The organism is Phycisphaerae bacterium, from assembly GCA_035384605.1.
Taxonomy (GTDB): Bacteria; Planctomycetota; Phycisphaerae; order UBA1845; family PWPN01; genus JAUCQB01.
This window is the reverse complement of the sequence record DAOOIV010000113.1, coordinates 1-15,598: the sequence shown is the minus strand read 5'-3', so window position 1 is coordinate 15,598 and position 15,598 is coordinate 1. Positions and strand designations below refer to the sequence as shown.

Annotated in this window: 11 protein-coding genes and 2 pseudogenes; 6 read left to right on the top strand and 7 right to left on the bottom strand. The window is 61.5% G+C overall.

What is annotated here, in order from left to right; genetic code table 11:
* The first annotated feature begins 54 nt into the window (after positions 1-54).
* A pseudogene (locus PLL20_18300) lies at positions 55-276 on the top strand (transposase).
* Positions 277-416: 140 nt separating this feature from the next.
* On the opposite strand, the gene PLL20_18295 reads toward PLL20_18300, so the two are convergent.
* The 3 genes from PLL20_18295 to PLL20_18285 all read right to left on the bottom strand — a co-directional run bounded on the left by PLL20_18295 (position 417) and on the right by PLL20_18285 (position 4,891).
* The gene (locus PLL20_18295) at positions 417-560 is read right to left on the bottom strand and encodes a hypothetical protein (GenBank protein HPD31947.1); all 144 of its coding nucleotides are present in this window, start codon (positions 558-560) and stop codon (positions 417-419) included.
* A 158-nt stretch (positions 561-718) separates the two neighbouring features.
* Complete coding sequence (locus tag PLL20_18290; protein ID HPD31946.1) at positions 719-4,102, bottom strand: valine--tRNA ligase; 3,384 nt, start codon at positions 4,100-4,102, stop codon at positions 719-721.
* Positions 4,103-4,537: 435 nt separating this feature from the next.
* Positions 4,538-4,891: a hypothetical protein gene (locus PLL20_18285; GenBank protein HPD31945.1), complete on the bottom strand. Its 354-nt coding sequence runs from the start codon at positions 4,889-4,891 to the stop codon at positions 4,538-4,540.
* A gap of 81 nt (positions 4,892-4,972) precedes the next feature.
* On the opposite strand from PLL20_18285, the gene PLL20_18280 reads away from it, so the two are divergent.
* Positions 4,973-5,101 (top strand): hypothetical protein, encoded by a 129-nt coding sequence (locus PLL20_18280; protein ID HPD31944.1) that lies wholly within the window; start codon positions 4,973-4,975, stop codon positions 5,099-5,101.
* 68 nt (positions 5,102-5,169) lie between these two features.
* On the opposite strand, the gene PLL20_18275 is transcribed toward PLL20_18280, so the two are convergent.
* The 3 genes and pseudogenes from PLL20_18275 to PLL20_18265 all read right to left on the bottom strand — a co-directional run bounded on the left by PLL20_18275 (position 5,170) and on the right by PLL20_18265 (position 8,285).
* Entirely contained in the window at positions 5,170-6,417 is a 1,248-nt protein-coding gene (locus tag PLL20_18275) for an ATP-binding protein (GenBank protein HPD31943.1), read from the bottom strand.
* Between the two features lie 200 nt (positions 6,418-6,617).
* Positions 6,618-7,301, bottom strand: coding sequence for a DUF1080 domain-containing protein (locus PLL20_18270; protein HPD31942.1), 684 nt, complete (start codon positions 7,299-7,301; stop codon positions 6,618-6,620).
* Between the two features lie 9 nt (positions 7,302-7,310).
* Positions 7,311-8,285: pseudogene (locus PLL20_18265) on the bottom strand (DUF2961 domain-containing protein).
* A gap of 1,309 nt (positions 8,286-9,594) precedes the next feature.
* On the opposite strand from PLL20_18265, the gene PLL20_18260 reads away from it, so the two are divergent.
* Positions 9,595-11,463 (top strand): SpoIIE family protein phosphatase, encoded by a 1,869-nt coding sequence (locus PLL20_18260; protein HPD31941.1) that lies wholly within the window; start codon positions 9,595-9,597, stop codon positions 11,461-11,463.
* A gap of 9 nt (positions 11,464-11,472) precedes the next feature.
* Complete coding sequence (guaA, locus tag PLL20_18255) at positions 11,473-13,020, top strand: glutamine-hydrolyzing GMP synthase (GenBank protein ID HPD31940.1); 1,548 nt, start codon at positions 11,473-11,475, stop codon at positions 13,018-13,020.
* Positions 13,021-13,139: 119 nt separating this feature from the next.
* Here the strand turns inward: guaA and PLL20_18250 are convergent, their stop codons facing one another.
* Positions 13,140-13,958, bottom strand: coding sequence for a hypothetical protein (locus PLL20_18250; GenBank protein ID HPD31939.1), 819 nt, complete (start codon positions 13,956-13,958; stop codon positions 13,140-13,142).
* A 72-nt stretch (positions 13,959-14,030) separates the two neighbouring features.
* Here PLL20_18250 and PLL20_18245 point away from each other — a divergent pair, with 72 nt between their 5' ends.
* Both PLL20_18245 and PLL20_18240 read left to right on the top strand, forming a co-directional pair.
* The gene (locus PLL20_18245) at positions 14,031-14,456 is read left to right on the top strand and encodes a thioesterase family protein (GenBank protein ID HPD31938.1); all 426 of its coding nucleotides are present in this window, start codon (positions 14,031-14,033) and stop codon (positions 14,454-14,456) included.
* 17 nt (positions 14,457-14,473) lie between these two features.
* Positions 14,474-15,547: an ARMT1-like domain-containing protein gene (locus PLL20_18240; protein HPD31937.1), complete on the top strand. Its 1,074-nt coding sequence runs from the start codon at positions 14,474-14,476 to the stop codon at positions 15,545-15,547.
* Positions 15,548-15,598 lie beyond the last annotated feature (51 nt).

Sequence of the window (15,598 nt, the reverse complement as noted above, 5' to 3'; positions counted from 1 at the left end):
CACTACAAACCATCACACCCGGTGTCAATAATAGGTGACTGTCCCTAATATCCCAAGTCCGTGGCCCGGAGCATCCGCAGTCACCGCGAATTGATCCTCAACTGGTTCAAGGCCAAGAAGGAGTTCAACAGCGGAATCGTGGAGGGGCTCAACTACAAAATCAAATTGACCATCAGAAAAGCCTATGGCTATCGGGAGCTGAAAGTGGCGGAAATCGCTATCTATCATACACTTGGACAGCTACCGGAGCCAGAACTTACCCACAGATTCTGCTGAGGAGGCTCTTTTCAAAACGACCGCCTGAAACCGCCGAATCTGTCGGACGCCATGCCCACGGCCGTGCCCGGGCATGCCCCTCCAGGTGAATTCTGGAGCCTATCCCTGCCACCCCCCGGCACGCTTTCCGCCTTCGCCCTTCATTCCTCACAGGTGCTGCACAGCGAAGCAACCTCGCAGAGTCGATATTCCGGCTCGCCACGCCGCAGCCCCTCGGCCAACGCGGGCCATCGATGAGTGATGGGTATCTGGGCATTGGTCATTCGGATTTCGACATTCGTCATTCGGCCCTCCGCTCGGCCCCGAATCCTCTCCGCATTCGGCATCCATGACGATGGCAGTCCCTCCCCCCGAAGGCCCCGGAAGAAATCTTGAGACCAGCGGACGACAGAAACAGCAGGTCTTCGCCGCTTTCGGCGGCTCCGACCGGGCCCGACCCTTTTCACACGCCTCCCAACTGGTTCATCGTCGTCTGCACCGTAGTGCGTTTGGCCTGCAACTCCGCCAAGCGTTCGCGTTCGCGTTGCACCACCTCGGCCGGGGCCCGCTCCACGAAGCCGGCGTTGTTGAGCTTGCCTTCGATGCCGGCGATCTGCTTATCGAGGCCGGCCAAGTCCTTTTCCAGGCGTTTGCGCTCGGCCGCCGGGTCGATGACGTTGGCGACGAAGATCTGCATGTCGCCGATGACCAGGGTGGCGGCGTTCGGCGGGCGCTCGGCGTCGGCTCCGATGGTCAATTCGCCCACCTTGGCCATCTGCTTGATCACCTGGGCCTCGTGACGCAGCGACTCCACACGCTGAGCGGGCACGCGAATGACCACGTCGACGGTATCCTTGAGGGCAACATTCTGATTCTGGCGGATTTCGCGGATCGCCCGGGTGGCGTTGCGCAAGTCGTCGAATACCGCATCGGCATCAGGGGCGGAAAGGTCCTTCCAGCCGTCGGCCGGGGGATAGGAAGCGGTCGCCAGCAGTTCCGGGGTATCTAACTCGGCCACACCGGGCAGGCCGCGCCTGGGCACGATCTCGTTGAGCTGCCGCCACAGCCGCTCAGTGATGAATGGGATGAACGGGTGCAGCAGGCGGATGGACTGATCAAGGGCAAAAGCCAGCACCTGCCGGGCCTCGTCTGCTCGGCGGTTTTCGCGCACCCGCGGCTTCACCAGTTCGAGGTACCAGTCGCAAAGGCAGTCCCAGAAGAAGTCGCGGGCCAGCGTCGACGCCCGGCTGAATTGGAACTTCTCCAGAGCATCCTGCACGTCGACCGCCGCCTTGCTCACCTGCGAGAGAATCCAGCGGTCTTCGATGGGGAGGGTGGCGACATCTAACGGAGCTACCCCCCCCTGCCCCCCCTTGTTAAGGGGGGGAGATTGCGGGCCAGCGTCCTGACCGCCGCCCCGCTCATTCGAAGCCACTGCCTGACTCCCCCCCTCAGTTGAGGGCCTTTCCGCACCCCCCCCCTCAGTTGAGGGCCTTTCCGCACCCCCCCCCTCAGTTGAGGCCCTTTCCGCACTCCCCCCTTCAGTTGAGGGGGGGCTGGGGGGGGTTCCGAGGTTCATGAACGCGAACCTCGCGGCGTTCCAGATCTTGTTGCAGAAGTTGCGGCCGAGCTCGAAGCGTTCGGAGGACTGGACCTCCCGGCCGTTGTCGAGCTTGACCTTCTTCATCGGCATCCGGATGTCCTGCGTCTCGGTGCTCAAGTTGGCCATGGTGAAACGCAGGGCATCAGCTCCATAGACCTCGATGATGTCCACCGGGTCGAATCCGTTGCCCAGAGTCTTCTTGAACGGCCGGCCCTGGCCGTCCTGGATCACCGCGTGAATGTAGACGTCGTGGAACGGCACCTTGCCGATGTTGTACCGGCCGGTGAGCACCATCCGCGCGACCCATAGGGTGATGATCTCGCGAGCGGTGCTGAGCACCGAGCCCGGGTAGTACCGCTCAAGCAGCTTGTCCGCCTCGGGAAGAAGCGGATTCGGCGCCGGCCAGCCGAGTGTCGAATGCGGCCACAGGGCGCTGCTGAACCAGGTGTCAAGGACGTCGGGATCTTGGACGAAGCCCCATCGCTGCAACTCAGCGACGATTTCATCGTCGTCAGCGTCTTTCACACAGACGTAGATCTCGCGAGACAGCGCGGCCGGACCCACAAAGTACCACGGACTTCCGGGAGGCGGAGGCGCACTTGTCGAATGCACGGGTCCAAATGCCTGCGCCATGCGTCCGGCCTTCAACCACTCCTGTGCCTTGGCATCACGCCGCTTAGCCTCTTCATGATCTGCTATCTGCAGCCCGCGATAGACCGGTATCCGATGCCCCCACCAGAGCTGCCGGCTGATGCACCAGTCGCGTTTTTCGCTCAGCCAGTCGAGGTAGGTCTTCGCGTACCGCTCGGGAAAGAAGTGGACCTTGCCGCAGGCTTTGCGCTCGGCAGCGCTCGCGTGTTGTTTCTCGCAGACGGCATCCATCGCCAGTTGGGCCAGGCCGCTGCTGCCGCGGAGGCCTTCGATCTTGGCGGCCTCTTCAGCAGGCAGATCGCCCATGCGTACGAACCACTGGTCAGAGAGGAATGGCTCAATCGGCGTCTTGCTACGGTCGCTGTGACCTATCTCGACAATCCGATCCTCGATCTTCTCGACCAGGCCGAGGCCTTCCAGGTCGGCGACGACCTTCTTGCGGGCGTCAGTGGCGAAACGCAGGCCTTCGTATTTGCGGGAATTCGGGTTGACCGCCCCGTCGGGCTCGATGATCCGGGCGACCCTGCCGTCGGGCGTCATGACATTGATCATCGGCAAGCCCTGCCGCCGGCCGACTTCGTAGTCGTTGGCATCGTGGGCCGGGGTGATCTTCACGCAGCCGCTGCCCAGCTCGGGCTTGGCCCATACGTCGCAGATCAGCGGGATCTCGCGATTGACCAGCGGCAGGATGAGTCTGCGACCGTCGCGGGCCATGTCCCGAAGCTTGAGCAGCAACGGCAGGACCGTCTTGCGGCGTTCGACAATCTCGTCGATCGCCGCCTGGACGCCCCGCTTCTCCTTGTCGGGCACCTCGGCCAGCTTCTCGCGCAGCTCGGCCTCGGTCTTGTCGAGGGCCTTGTCCGGCTCGGGATGCACGGCCACGGCAGTGTCGCCCAGCATGGTCTCGGGTCGGGTGGTGGCGATGTGGACGTGCGTCGGTTCGCCCGGACGCGGGTCCTTCACCGGGTACTTGAAGTGCCAGAAATGGCCCTGGATCGTCTCGTGGTACACCTCGTCGTCGGCCACGGCCGTCTGGAGGTGCGTGTCCCAGTTGACCAGGCGCTTGCCGCGGACGATCAGGCCGTCCTTAAACAGCTTGAAGAAGGTATGGCGGACGGCCCGAGCGCAGACTTCGTCCAGAGTAAAACGCGTGCGATCCCAGTCGCACGAGCAACCCATGAGCTTGAGTTGCTCGATGATGCGGTTGCCGTACTGCTCCTTCCATTCCCAGATGCGGCGGACCATCTCCTCGCGGCCGAGGTCGTGCCGGGTTTTTCTTTCAGTCTCGAAGATGCGCTTCTCAACCACTGCCTGGGTGGCAATACCGGCATGATCCGTGCCGGGCATCCACAGCGTGTTGTACCCCTGCATCCGCCGCCAGCGGATGAGGATGTCCTGCAGTGTGTTGTTGAGAGCGTGCCCGCCATGCAGGGCCCCGGTCACGTTCGGCGGCGGGATGACGATGGTGTAGGGCTCGTTCGCATTGGCGGTCGGATCGGCATGAAAACACCCGGACTCCGCCCAGATGCGGCGGATCTCCGGCTCGACACTCTGTGGTTCGTACGTCGGGGGTAACTGATCAAGCGTGGACATTCAAACACCAACCTACAAACACCGATTCACCGCCGCTGTTGAACGTACTGGTGTGCCACTGCTCTGTGAGCAGTGCTCGCTGGTCCCAGAATCCGTTTCCGCTGGCCCCAGAATCCATTTCCGCTGGTCCCAGAATCCATTTCCGCTGGTCCCAGAATCCTTTCTGGGGCCCTCCGCATGGAGGATTCGCCTCCTCATTCTCGCCGAATGCGGAATGGATTCCGCCAGCCGCCGCGGCCCGGAAAGGATTCCGGGCCGAGCGAGAGCGGATTCCGGGCCGAGCAAGTGTGTCACTGCTCTGTGAGCAGTGCCTCAACGGCTCAATCACAATAACCCTTTGTGACCGCGGCTCACCATCGGCCGACCGGCACAAACCGAATACGGCAATTCTATCATCGCGATGGGGGTAAGTCGATGCAACGCGAAGGCTGATGCTCAGGCCGAACCGGATGGCGGAAACCAGCTCGTGAGCAAGCGGCGCAGCTTCAGAAACGCCGGGTCTGTGCATCTGTCAAGACCAACTCGCCGTGCCAGATCTCCGTAAATTCCTGACGAGGGCGGCTTGCCAACCAGCCGCAGAGCCCGCTCCAAGGCTCTCTTGGGGTGTGCGGGCTTGAGCCGGCCTTCCTGCAACAGGCCCTGGTCGGCGAGCCATGACCGCAACGGCAGTGCCTGACCTCGCCAATCCAGCACATCTTCAACATGAGGAGAGTCGCTCCAGACCCAAACCTCCAATTCAGGGTCAATAACCACCGCCCCCGCGCGATTCGACCATCCGGTCCCAGCCAAACGCGCCTCCACCGCCTGCTCCAAGATCTCTCGTGACTTGGTTTCCTGGCCGCACCCCTCCCGGTCAAAGAGGACAAGCGCATGGGCATACCGCGAGGCGAGTGGACGGAGGAAGTCGTGGCTGTGCAGCAAACACCCAGGATCTCGCTCGATGTGGGTGTGAACGTCCGCCTTCACTGGTCGAATAGGGAGTGCCTGGTTCCGTTCTAGGAGTCCTCTCACGGCTGACTCGATGCTCGCATCGGCCACCAGAACGACCAAATCAGAGCTCCAGGTATTCAACCAAGCACTCCTCCGGCGAAGAGCACACCCAGATTGGTCTCACCCCGCCAGTCTCGCAGTTTGGGATGTTCCGTTCCCCGAACCACATCGGTTGCTCCGCTTTCCGTTTTCGAGAAGCACAATACCTCGGACGAATCGGCAATGCTGAGAATCACCGGAGAGTGCGTCGCCAGCAGCACTTGTGCATCGTAGACACCGGAAAGAGACTGAAAGACAGCCTCGACCGCGCGCGGGTGGATGCCGTTTTCGGGCTCCTCGATCAAATAAACGCCCCGGAGTCTGGGCAGATAGGCAAGCAGTGTGAGCGCCATCAGACGCAACGTGCCGTCAGACACCATCCAGGAAGGCACCTCCAAACCATCTCGATAACAGGCCACCAAGTACCGGTGTCGGTCTTCTTCTCTTACGATTGTCTTGACATCAGTGAGATCCGGCAGAGCAGTCTGTAGATGGACAACCCATTCGTGATGCCGATCGGCTTTCTGCTGACGCAACCCTTCGATAACCCACGGCAGATTGGCCCCGTCCGGCAGAAAAGAGCTAGGCAGGCTGGGCGGACTCGGCTTTCTCATGACGGCGCTATTCAGAACAAGCCTCTGAATGCCCTCTTTCAAGACTCCCTTGAGCCAGCTTGCCACAGGAAACTTGCTCTCGTCGTCGGGGAGGTTGCCCAGGGCTGACTTGCGCGGCCCCAGCTTGAAAGCGTGATCCCAGCCCTTGTTCGTCTCAGCGTAGAAGTTGTCATTCCCTCCCGGGACTTTGTTCACCACGGTCTTGACGCTGCGGGCGATCTTTCCCGTAATAAGGCTCTCGGGCGTTTCCGGTTCGACCGGGAACAGGAACCGCTGCACGGACTGGCGATGCGGGGTCTGCTTCAAGAGTACCTTCTCGGCCAGGATCGCGAGAGCTCCCGTCTCGCGGTCGGGGCCAATCGCCACCTCGTAGCGAACCCGGTCGTGGCCAGCCCGGTCTGCCTCGCCCCGCCGTTCCGGCGGAATCTCCAGCTCGACAGCCAATTCGATGCGGTCGCCTGATCGCCGCCAGACCAGATCTTGGAAATTCTGAGTACGGCCGCCCATTGCCTGTTCCAGTCCACCGGAAACCAAGTCACCCAAAAAAGCCACTACATCCAGAAACGTGGTCTTCCCGGACGCGTTCGGGCCGACGAGAACATGGAAGTCGTCCAGTTCCTGAGAAATGTATTTCAGGCAGCGGTAGTTGAGAGCCTCAATCCGGCGAATCATGGGGCGTCTCCACGAACAATTGAGATATCGGCGACCGTCTGCTCTTTCGGCTAGGCCGGGCAAACCCACTCTGAGTGAGATTCTACACCCGGCGGCCGCGCACGTCGATGCAGCAACGTGTTCCAGGTGAATAGGCGGGTTCCGCCGGCCGGAATCGGCGACGCCCGCCCTTTCGGCTCGACACTTGCCGCCCTCTCGGATCAGTTCAGCTTCTTGATCCTGATGTTCCTGAACGATACCGCATTGCCGTGGGTCTGCATGCCGATGTAACCGATCGCGGGCATCTTGGCATAGGGGAAATCGAACTTGCCCATCGGCTCGGTCATCAGGCTGAAGTCGCAGTCAATGATCTTGAGGCCGTTCATGACCACGGTCACGAGGGAGCCTTTGCAGGTAATCTCGATGCTGTTCCACTGGCCCAGCGGCCGCGAGACGTTCGCGACTGGGGCAAAGAGATCGTAGATGGAGCCGGTGCTGTGCTTGTCGGCCGGCCTGCCGACGTCGTCAATGATCTGAACCTCAAAGCCCGTGTACGCCGGGCGATCGTGGCCGGGCACCTTGAGGAAGATGCCGCTGTTGGCCCCCTGGCTGACCTTGAAGTCCATCCTCAGCACGCAGTCGCCGTACTTCTCGTCCGTCGAGATCCAATAGTCCTTGCTCTCGTCACCGGTGGTGTGCAGAACACCATCCTCGGGAACGCTCCACGAGCTGTCCTTGGGTTCGACCTTCTTGCCTTCGTGCGTGTAGATGGTCCACCCGTTCAGCGTCTTGCCGTCGAACAGCGGCACAAACCCGCCGCCATCGGCCTTGGGCTTGTCCTCCTTGGGTTTGGGAGGTTCGATGATATCGGCGGTCCGAGCCGCGCGATCCGGCAACGGCGGCATCTGCTTGACCGGCTTGAGCTGGTACCAGTAGGCGACGCTGCACCAGTCATCGCTTCGCTCGAAGAGCCCCTGGTTCCAGCCGATCTGCTGAATCACGGCCTTGAAGCTTTTTCGGAAATAGACCGGGTCCTTCTCATGAAAGCGGTACAGGCTGACCAGCGGGTGCCTGAAGAAGTCGTTGGTCAGATGCATCGGGCAACCCGCATACGGCGTCTGATACTCCCCCATGCCCCAGGCGGCCTCGAAATAGTCCTCCGTACCCGTGCCGCAGATGGTCGGGAAGTCGGTGTCGCCGTCCATGTAGAACTTCATCTCACCCTCGCCCCACCAGTGCGGCCCGAGGGCCCTGACGCCGATGACGCAGCCGAGGAAAAAGCCCGGCCCCTCGACATTGTCGAGAATCACGTAGTCCCGCTTCATCACCGTCGGGTTTTCGCGGCGGAACTGGGCATGGAAACGACCGGTGTTCGGCGGCAACTTGTCGCGCAACTCATAGTCGATTTGATAGAAGAACGCCCCCATCTTCTTTCCATCGGGCATGTCATTGGTCACCGTGATCCTCGCATGGGTGCCGAACGGCATCGCGAAGTAGCTGTTGAACCCCCGGCCCAGGACCTGAGTAACATAGGCGGTCGTCAGCACCCGGCACTGCCCATGGGCCACTCCGAAGAAATCGCCGAGCGGCACCTCGACGCTGGGCATCTCGCTCCCGTCCCAGTACATCCGCAGGATCATGTTTCGCATCGCCTCGGGCGAGCGGTCCGGAATCGTGATCCAGATGTGCCTGATGACGCCGCAGCCGTCAATGTCCATCAGCGCGACCGTCTCGCCGTTCTTAACCTCCGGGATGCATGGAGAGCCCTTGCGACCCTTGCCAAGCTTGCTTTCGCTCACGCCGCCGGCACCAACGGCACCGGCGCGATTCTCCCACGTGATTGCGCGACCGACTGCGCCATTTGGAACAACCGGTAGTGTCGGATCGATGTCGGCGGCATTTACCCCGCCGGATGAAAAGGCTCCCTGCCCCTGGCAACCGAGGACAAACGCCATCGGGATCAACATTGAGCAAACCCACAATGTGCACCGTCGCGACATGGGATCTCCTTTCAATCAAACAGGAAGAACACCTTTGGCCTCATCCGCGGCCCGGGCCTCACCGGGCGGGGTGGAGCGGATTATGCCACACGGGATCGGGGCCCGCAACCGCGGCCGTGTGTCCCCGCGGGCCTGAGAGATTCGCGAAAAAAGCCTTGCCATTCGGCCCGTTTTGGTTTATACTGATTTCAGCGAAAGGCCATATCAAGCGTCACGTTGCCGTAGATGGCCTGGGGGCCACGAGGCGATTGAAGACATCCCAGCGCGGGCATGATGCCCGCGGATACGCGGCTGAATGGGAGGTGCGAGCGATGCCCGGTATTCCGGAGATCATCGGCGAATCCCAGGTCGGTACGCTGGACCCTGTTGAGGAAAAGTCCCGTGACCGCGACAAGGTGCGCGAGCAGGGGAAGGGGTCTTTCTATTGGAAGGTATCCGCAAGATCGGGGATGAACTTATCCCCGTTGCGATTGCGGCTTCATGATTTCTCTGGCGAAGGAGAACGAGCACCTCCGTAGGTGCGCCGGCCGGGGGAAAGGGGGGTCGCGGCGAGCCGCGAAGATCAACAGCATATGCAGGCCGCGGCCAAGGTGCTGGGTCAAACAGGAGGTTCGGACGTAAGAACGGACAGGAGCCCAACAACAAGACTCGCAGAAACAACTGCGGCGATGCCTCAAGAGCGAGGCGCCGAGTTTTCAGAGAAGGACCCCGATAGGGTCCGGCACCAGGACCGTGCAGGCCGACGAAGCCTGGGCCAAATAAAGACGCCAACGGCGGATGTCGCCAGGGTCAAGAATCCCAGCGCATCCGCCGTTGTGCGTATTTGGGGTTGTCAGATCGTGCGCGGCCGATATGCACATACCGCACAAAAAAAGAAGGCGACGAGCGACGATCCCCCTGCCAGCGCCCCGTCGGGAGGCCCCGTTCAGTCAGGTTCGGTCATCTGAGGAGTCGATGACCGCCAGGAGAACCTTACGGCTAAACATCCGCGCAGCTTGCGCGCATCATTTTGGATCACAGTGCGCTTGGGTTGCGGCCCGCAAAAAGGCGGGCCGCCTTCAGGTACCGGTTCACGGCGATGTGAGCCTGGAAGTCCCGTAGACATCCGCTGCGTCGGCATGCGGCTTTTGCCCCATTCCCAACAACCGCCTATAATGCTCATTGGCGAGTCGCCGCAACCCGCCTGGGGAAGTGTTGAATGAAGGGGCCACAGTTCTGCATCAAACACCTCAGGGATACCCTGTCCGACAACTCGTTGCGCCATGCCCTGGATGTTCTGGCAGATGCAACTTCAGCATCGGTCGTACTTTTTGACAATGATGGGCAGGTGGCCGCCGGCCCGGTAGCCGGTAACGACCTTATCCGTCGCGTGTTGAGCACACCTCAGGGTCGGGAACTCGTCATCTCGACGCACCGCGATACTGCAAACCGTGCTGCCGGAAAATCGCCGCCAGGCGAGCCCCCCTCGGGTACGAACGCTTTGACTGCCGCTCCTCTGGAGAGATTCGGCATTCCGATCTGCCGCAGCAGCCAGTGCGCGGGAATGCTGACACTCGGCGACCGTTCTCGAACCCCCCTATCGCAAGAGGCCATCTCGCGGATCGAGTCCGCGGCCGGCTTGCCTGCCGGAGAGCTGCGACAGGCGGCCGCGTCGCTCAAGCCCTGGAGCCCTGCGGAAGCATCCGCCGCCCGCAACATGGCCGGCCTGTTTGCCGAGTTGCTGGCGGAACTGTGCCTCCACGAGATGAGCCTCAGCAGGCGAATCGAAGAGCTTACCGCGGTGTACAACATCGCGAGCCTTCTCTCAGGCACGATGGACCTGCAGGAAGTTCTCAACCGGACGGCCCGAACGGTGTGCGAGGTGATGCGCGTCAAGGCCTGCAGCATCCGTCTGCTGGACGAGACCAGCGGCAATCTGGTCATCCGCGCAGTTCATAACCTTTCGGAAGAGTACCTCAACAAGGGCGCGGTCACCGTCGAAGAGAATCCCATCGACCGGGCGGCAATGCGCGGCGAGGTGGTCTACATCGCCGACGCTCCCACCGATCCGCGGACGCGTTATCCTCAAGAAGCTCGCCGCGAGGGCATCGTCAGCGGCTTGGTCGTAGGGTTGATCTACCGCGGCAAGACTGTCGGGGTGCTTCGCGTTTACACCGGGGAACCGCATGTGTTCACGCCGTTCGAAGCCGCCCTGCTCCAAGCCGTGGCATCCCAGGCGGCAGCGGCGATTGTCAATGTCCGGCTGATGGCCGAGACCCTTGAAGCCGAACGCTATTCGCGGCAGATCACCTACGCTGGCGAGGTGCAGCGGCGGATGATTCCGAGTCAGCCGCCGGTCTGCCGACAGGTTGAGATCGGCGCCGTCTACCGCCCCACCTACAATGTCGGCGGCGACTTTTACGATTTCATCCCGCTACCCAACGGCAACCTGGGTATTGCCATTTCCGATGTATCGGGCAAGGGCGTGCCGGCCTCGCTGGTCATGGCGTCGCTGCGGTCGGCCCTCCGGGTCTACGCGAAGTTCACCTATGACATCGATCACATCATGGCGATGCTCAACAAACACGTGTGCGCGGAAACGAAGATCGGCGAGTTCACGACGCTGTTTTACGGCGTGCTGTCACCCGACGGCCGACGATTGACCTACTGCAATGCCGGCCACGAACCGCCGATGCTGCTCCGCAACGGTCAGATCCAGCCCCTGGGTACCGGCGGGATGGTCCTTGGAATAGACGAAACGGCCAGGTTCGAGCGCGAGCTCGTCTCCTTGCAGCCGGGCGACGTCGTACTTCTGTACACCGACGGGGCGGCCGAGGCGCTGAATTTCTCCGACGAACAGTATGGTCGTCCCCGGCTCGGCGAATCTCTCATTCGCTACGCCGACCAGCCCGCTCAACTGATTGCTCAGAACATACTTTGGGACATCCGTCGGTTTCGCGGCCTGGCCGACCGAATCGACGACGTCACGCTTGTGGTACTCAAGATCAAGGACACTGCAAAGCAGGGACCACCGGGCCCTGATTCCACCGTTCAGGAGTCTCGCCCGCCGGCCGCGCCTTCGATATAATCCGCCACCATGAAGGAAACGGTTGCCGTACTCGATTTCGGGAGCCAGTACGCCCAGCTCATCGCACGAAGGGTCCGCGAGAATCGTGTCTACAGCACGATCTGCCCGCCGACGATCAGCCCCGCGCAAGTCCGCGAGATGAACGTCGCGGGCATGATCTTCTCCGGCGGACCGGCCAGTGTTTATGCGCCCGGTGCGCCTGGGTGCGACCCGGCGCTGCTTCGGACCGGCATACCTGTTCTGGGAGTCTGTTACGGGATGCAGATCAGTTGCCAGAGCCTGGGGGCCAAGGTCAACGCAGCGCCGGCACGAGAGTACGGCCGGACGCGGCTGGAGGTTATCGACTCTCATGATCTGCTCGCCCACGTTCAGTCGCCCACAACGGTGTGGATGAGCCACGGCGATATGGTCCAGGACCTGCCTGCCGACTTTGTCCCGCTGGCCCGGACGCCCAACTGCCCCATCGCGGCCGTTCGGCATAAGACCCAGCCCGTCTACGGCGTCCAGTTTCACCCAGAGGTCACTCACACACCCTGCGGCGGGCAGATTCTCCGCAACTTCCTCTACGAGATCTGCGGCTGCAAGGGTCAATGGGAGATGGGCAACTTCATCGATGAGGCGGTCGAGGCCGTCCGCGCAAAGGTCAAGCCCGACGAACGCGTCATCTGCGGACTCTCCGGCGGCGTGGACAGCAGCGTGGTATCGGCTTTGCTGCACAAGGCCATCGGCGATCGCCTCGTCTGCATCTTCGTGGACAACGGCCTGTTGCGCAAGAACGAGGTTGAACTGGTTGAGGCAACCTTTCGTGACCACTTCCAGATCGATCTGCGCGTGGTGCGGGCGGCCGATCGTTTCTTCGCCCGTCTGGCAGGGGTGACCGATCCGCAGGAAAAGCGCAAGCGCATCGGTCACGAATTCATCGAGGTTTTCAAGGCCGAGGCGGCCTCAATCCCCAACGCCAAGTACCTGGCCCAAGGTACGCTTTACCCCGACGTGATCGAATCGGGACACGGCATTTCGGGGACCTCCGCGAACATTAAGTTGCACCACAATGTCGGAGGCCTGCCGGCCGAGTTGGGCTTCGAGCTGATTGAACCGCTGCGAGACCTGTTCAAAGACGAGGTCCGCACGGCCGGGGTCCATCTCGGACTGCCCGAGGAGATCATCTGGCGACATCCCTTCCCAGGGCCCGGCCTGGCGGTGCGAATCGTCGGAGAGGTGACACCCCAGCGCGTCAAGCTGCTTCAAGAGGTGGACGAGATTGTCATCGACGAGATCCGCTCAGCCGGCTGGTACAAAAGCATCGGCCAGGCCTTCGCCGTCCTTCTGCCGGTCAGTTCGGTGGGCGTCATGGGCGACGACCGCAGCTATGAAGGCCAGCAGGTCGCCGTGATACGATTCGTCGAAACCACCGACTTCATGACCGCCGACTGGGTGCGGATCGATTACGAAGTCCTCGAACGCGTCTCTTCCCGGATCATCAACGAGGTCCGCGGCATCAACCGTGTGGTCTACGACGTCTCCAGCAAACCGCCGAGCACGATTGAGTGGGAGTAAGATCAGAAGGATGAGGGATAAAGGCGGAAGGATGAAACGGCTGAACGTCGCAGGCAACTCGCCGATCTTCCTGTGCCTCCCCTGATTCATCCTTCATCCCCTCTATTTCATCCTTCGCTTCATCGCACCCCCAGTGCCTTGCCCGCCGCGTCAAGCCCCTGGGCCATCTGGCATCCGAAGTACGTCGATCCGTATGTCATCAGCGGGATTGCCACAATCATGATCGCAATTCGCCACCATCGTCGGCGAGGCAGGCGAATAAGGGCCACAACCACCAGCCCGATCCACCAGAGATAGAACAGCAGGCTGGTCCAAAGGCAACCCGAGCCGCTCTTGCGCAAAAGGAGATTGAACGGGTACAGGTTGCTCTCATTATCGACGATGTATGGAGCCCCGGTCCAGATTTCAGGGAGAAGGGGATAACTGGTATAGGCGGTGACCGCAAACCAGAATCTCAGCGATCCACGTATGCCGTCCACCGGCAGCAGAAGACCGAACACGACGGTCTGAAAGACAACCTGGCAGATCACGCCGCACATCCACCAGGCAAGGGTGTCACGATCGCCGGGACCAGTCCAGAGAATACCGCCCCCAAACCAGAGAATCGGCAGACCCATACACACCAACAGAAACGCCCCCGCCGATAGAAGGGACGGCCGGTCGCGCACTTGCCGGGCGAATCGCCACGGCAGGAACGCCACTTGCAGACACGTGACCACGAAAGCCACAGGTTTGAGTCGCCAGCGCCATCGCTCCCAGGGCGTGCCGATGCGCTCGCGCAGCTCGTCACGTTTGCGGCGAACGGCCTCCCAATCGACGGTCACGCCGCACTCCGGGCAGATCGAACCGGGCAAGCCGGTGAGGTTGTACCCGCACTTGATGCAGCGCAGGCCTTCATCCTCCACAGGCGGCACCGCAATGGATGTAGGCTCGGACAATGGACTTGCTCCTGTTGATTCGCACGCCATCACGAGTACCATGATTCGCTCGCCAGAGCAAGGAAAGACCGAATGAGTCAACCGGTGTCGTCAATCGAGCTTGAAATCCGGGTCCGTTATGCCGAGTGCGACCCGATGGGCTACCTGCACCACTCGAAGTACTTCGAGTATTTCGAGATGGGCCGGACCGAATTGCTCCGCGCCGCCGGGTTTCGTTACCGCGATCTGGAAGAAAAGGGCGTGCTGTTCGTGGTCGCCAAGACGGCCTGCACCTTCAAAAGACCGGCCCGTTACGACGATCTGCTCAAGCTCGAAGTCCGCATCCTCCGTCAAACGCGGGCCCGGATCGACCATGAATACCGGCTCCTTCGCGACGGCGTCATCCTCTGTGAGGCGACCACAACGTTGGCCTGCGTGGATCGCACCGGGCGCCCGATCCCCATTCCCGACGAAATCGCCCCGCCAACGGATGTGAGGACCGGAGCCAAGCGGGACTAATCCAACGCGAGCAGACCATGGCCGTTCTCTGTCATCTGGCTGACCCCAAGACGTACAAGGCGTTTGACTGGGACGGCGTTCAGGACGACCAGGATCGCCACTACTGGCTGGGCCTCTTCGAGAGCTTCACCGCCAACATCAAAAAGCGGCTCATAGAGGACGGCCTCGCGGGCGACGGTTTTGCAGAACGATGGCCGCTGTTTGAGGCCGAATACGCCGAGGGCATGCGGCACATCCGGGCTGAGTCGGAGCGGACCGGCCTTCAGTCAACCATCGACTTGTGCGATTTCCGGCAGCGGATGCTGAACAAATACGGCTGGCCCGACCCCTATCTCGGCGTCAAGACTCGCGAGAACAACATGGCCGCCCGCATATACCCGAAGGCCGTTCGGGATGTCGACGAAAGCCTATTGCCGCAACGCTGGGAATTGCTCTTCCGCATGCTGTTTGCCGGAAACATGTTCGACCTGGGCGCCCCCGACACGATCGATCTCTACAACAGCGGAAAACTGGATTTCGCAACGATTCTCACCGAGATCCGCCCCCGGCCGTGGTTTATCGATCATGCCGACGCCGTCCGCGACCGGATCATGTCGCCCCGGCGCTGGAAGCAGGCCCTGTTCTTCGTGGACAACGCGGGAACCGACATTGTGCTGGGAGTCATGCCCCTGGTACGCGAAATGGCCCGGGCGGGAACGCGCGTCGTCCTGGCGGCCAACTCACAGCCCGCTCTCAACGATATCACCTTCGATGAACTGAATCCCCTGCTCGACCGTCTGTCACAACAGGATCCGGTGTTGGCGGATTTGCGGACCAGCGGAATCATCGCAACCGTCGCCAACGGCAGCAACAGCCCGTTGATCGACCTGAGCCGGATCAGCGACGAGTGCAATGCCGCCGCCGCGGACAGCGACCTGCTGGTGCTTCAAGGGATGGGCCGGGGCGTGGAGAGCAATTGGCGGCAGCGCTTCCTGTGCGACGTCTGGCGCGTCGCCCTGCTCAAGGACCGCACGGTGGCCAAGTGGGTCGGCGCTAAGCTCTTCGATCCGCTGTGTCGATTCGATGAAGGAGAACGCTCACATCGCGATTAGAACCTTACGGCCAGATATCTGTGCGGCTTGCGCGCATGTTTCTGGATCGCA

Excerpts from the sequence above, each read along its gene's own strand:
- PLL20_18270 (HPD31942.1), bottom strand. The coding sequence starts at position 7,301 with ATGCCGCCGTTGCCGGATCGCGCGGCTCGGACCGCCGATATCATCGAA.
- PLL20_18260 (HPD31941.1), top strand. The coding sequence starts at position 9,595 with ATGAAGGGGCCACAGTTCTGCATCAAACACCTCAGGGATACCCTGTCC.
- PLL20_18295 (HPD31947.1), bottom strand. The coding sequence starts at position 560 with ATGACGAATGTCGAAATCCGAATGACCAATGCCCAGATACCCATCACT.
- PLL20_18245 (HPD31938.1), top strand. The coding sequence starts at position 14,031 with ATGAGTCAACCGGTGTCGTCAATCGAGCTTGAAATCCGGGTCCGTTAT.
- guaA (HPD31940.1), top strand. The coding sequence starts at position 11,473 with ATGAAGGAAACGGTTGCCGTACTCGATTTCGGGAGCCAGTACGCCCAG.
- PLL20_18240 (HPD31937.1), top strand. The coding sequence starts at position 14,474 with ATGGCCGTTCTCTGTCATCTGGCTGACCCCAAGACGTACAAGGCGTTT.
- PLL20_18290 (HPD31946.1), bottom strand. The coding sequence starts at position 4,102 with ATGTCCACGCTTGATCAGTTACCCCCGACGTACGAACCACAGAGTGTC.
- PLL20_18275 (HPD31943.1), bottom strand. The coding sequence starts at position 6,417 with ATGATTCGCCGGATTGAGGCTCTCAACTACCGCTGCCTGAAATACATT.
- PLL20_18280 (HPD31944.1), top strand. The coding sequence starts at position 4,973 with ATGGGCATACCGCGAGGCGAGTGGACGGAGGAAGTCGTGGCTGTGCAG.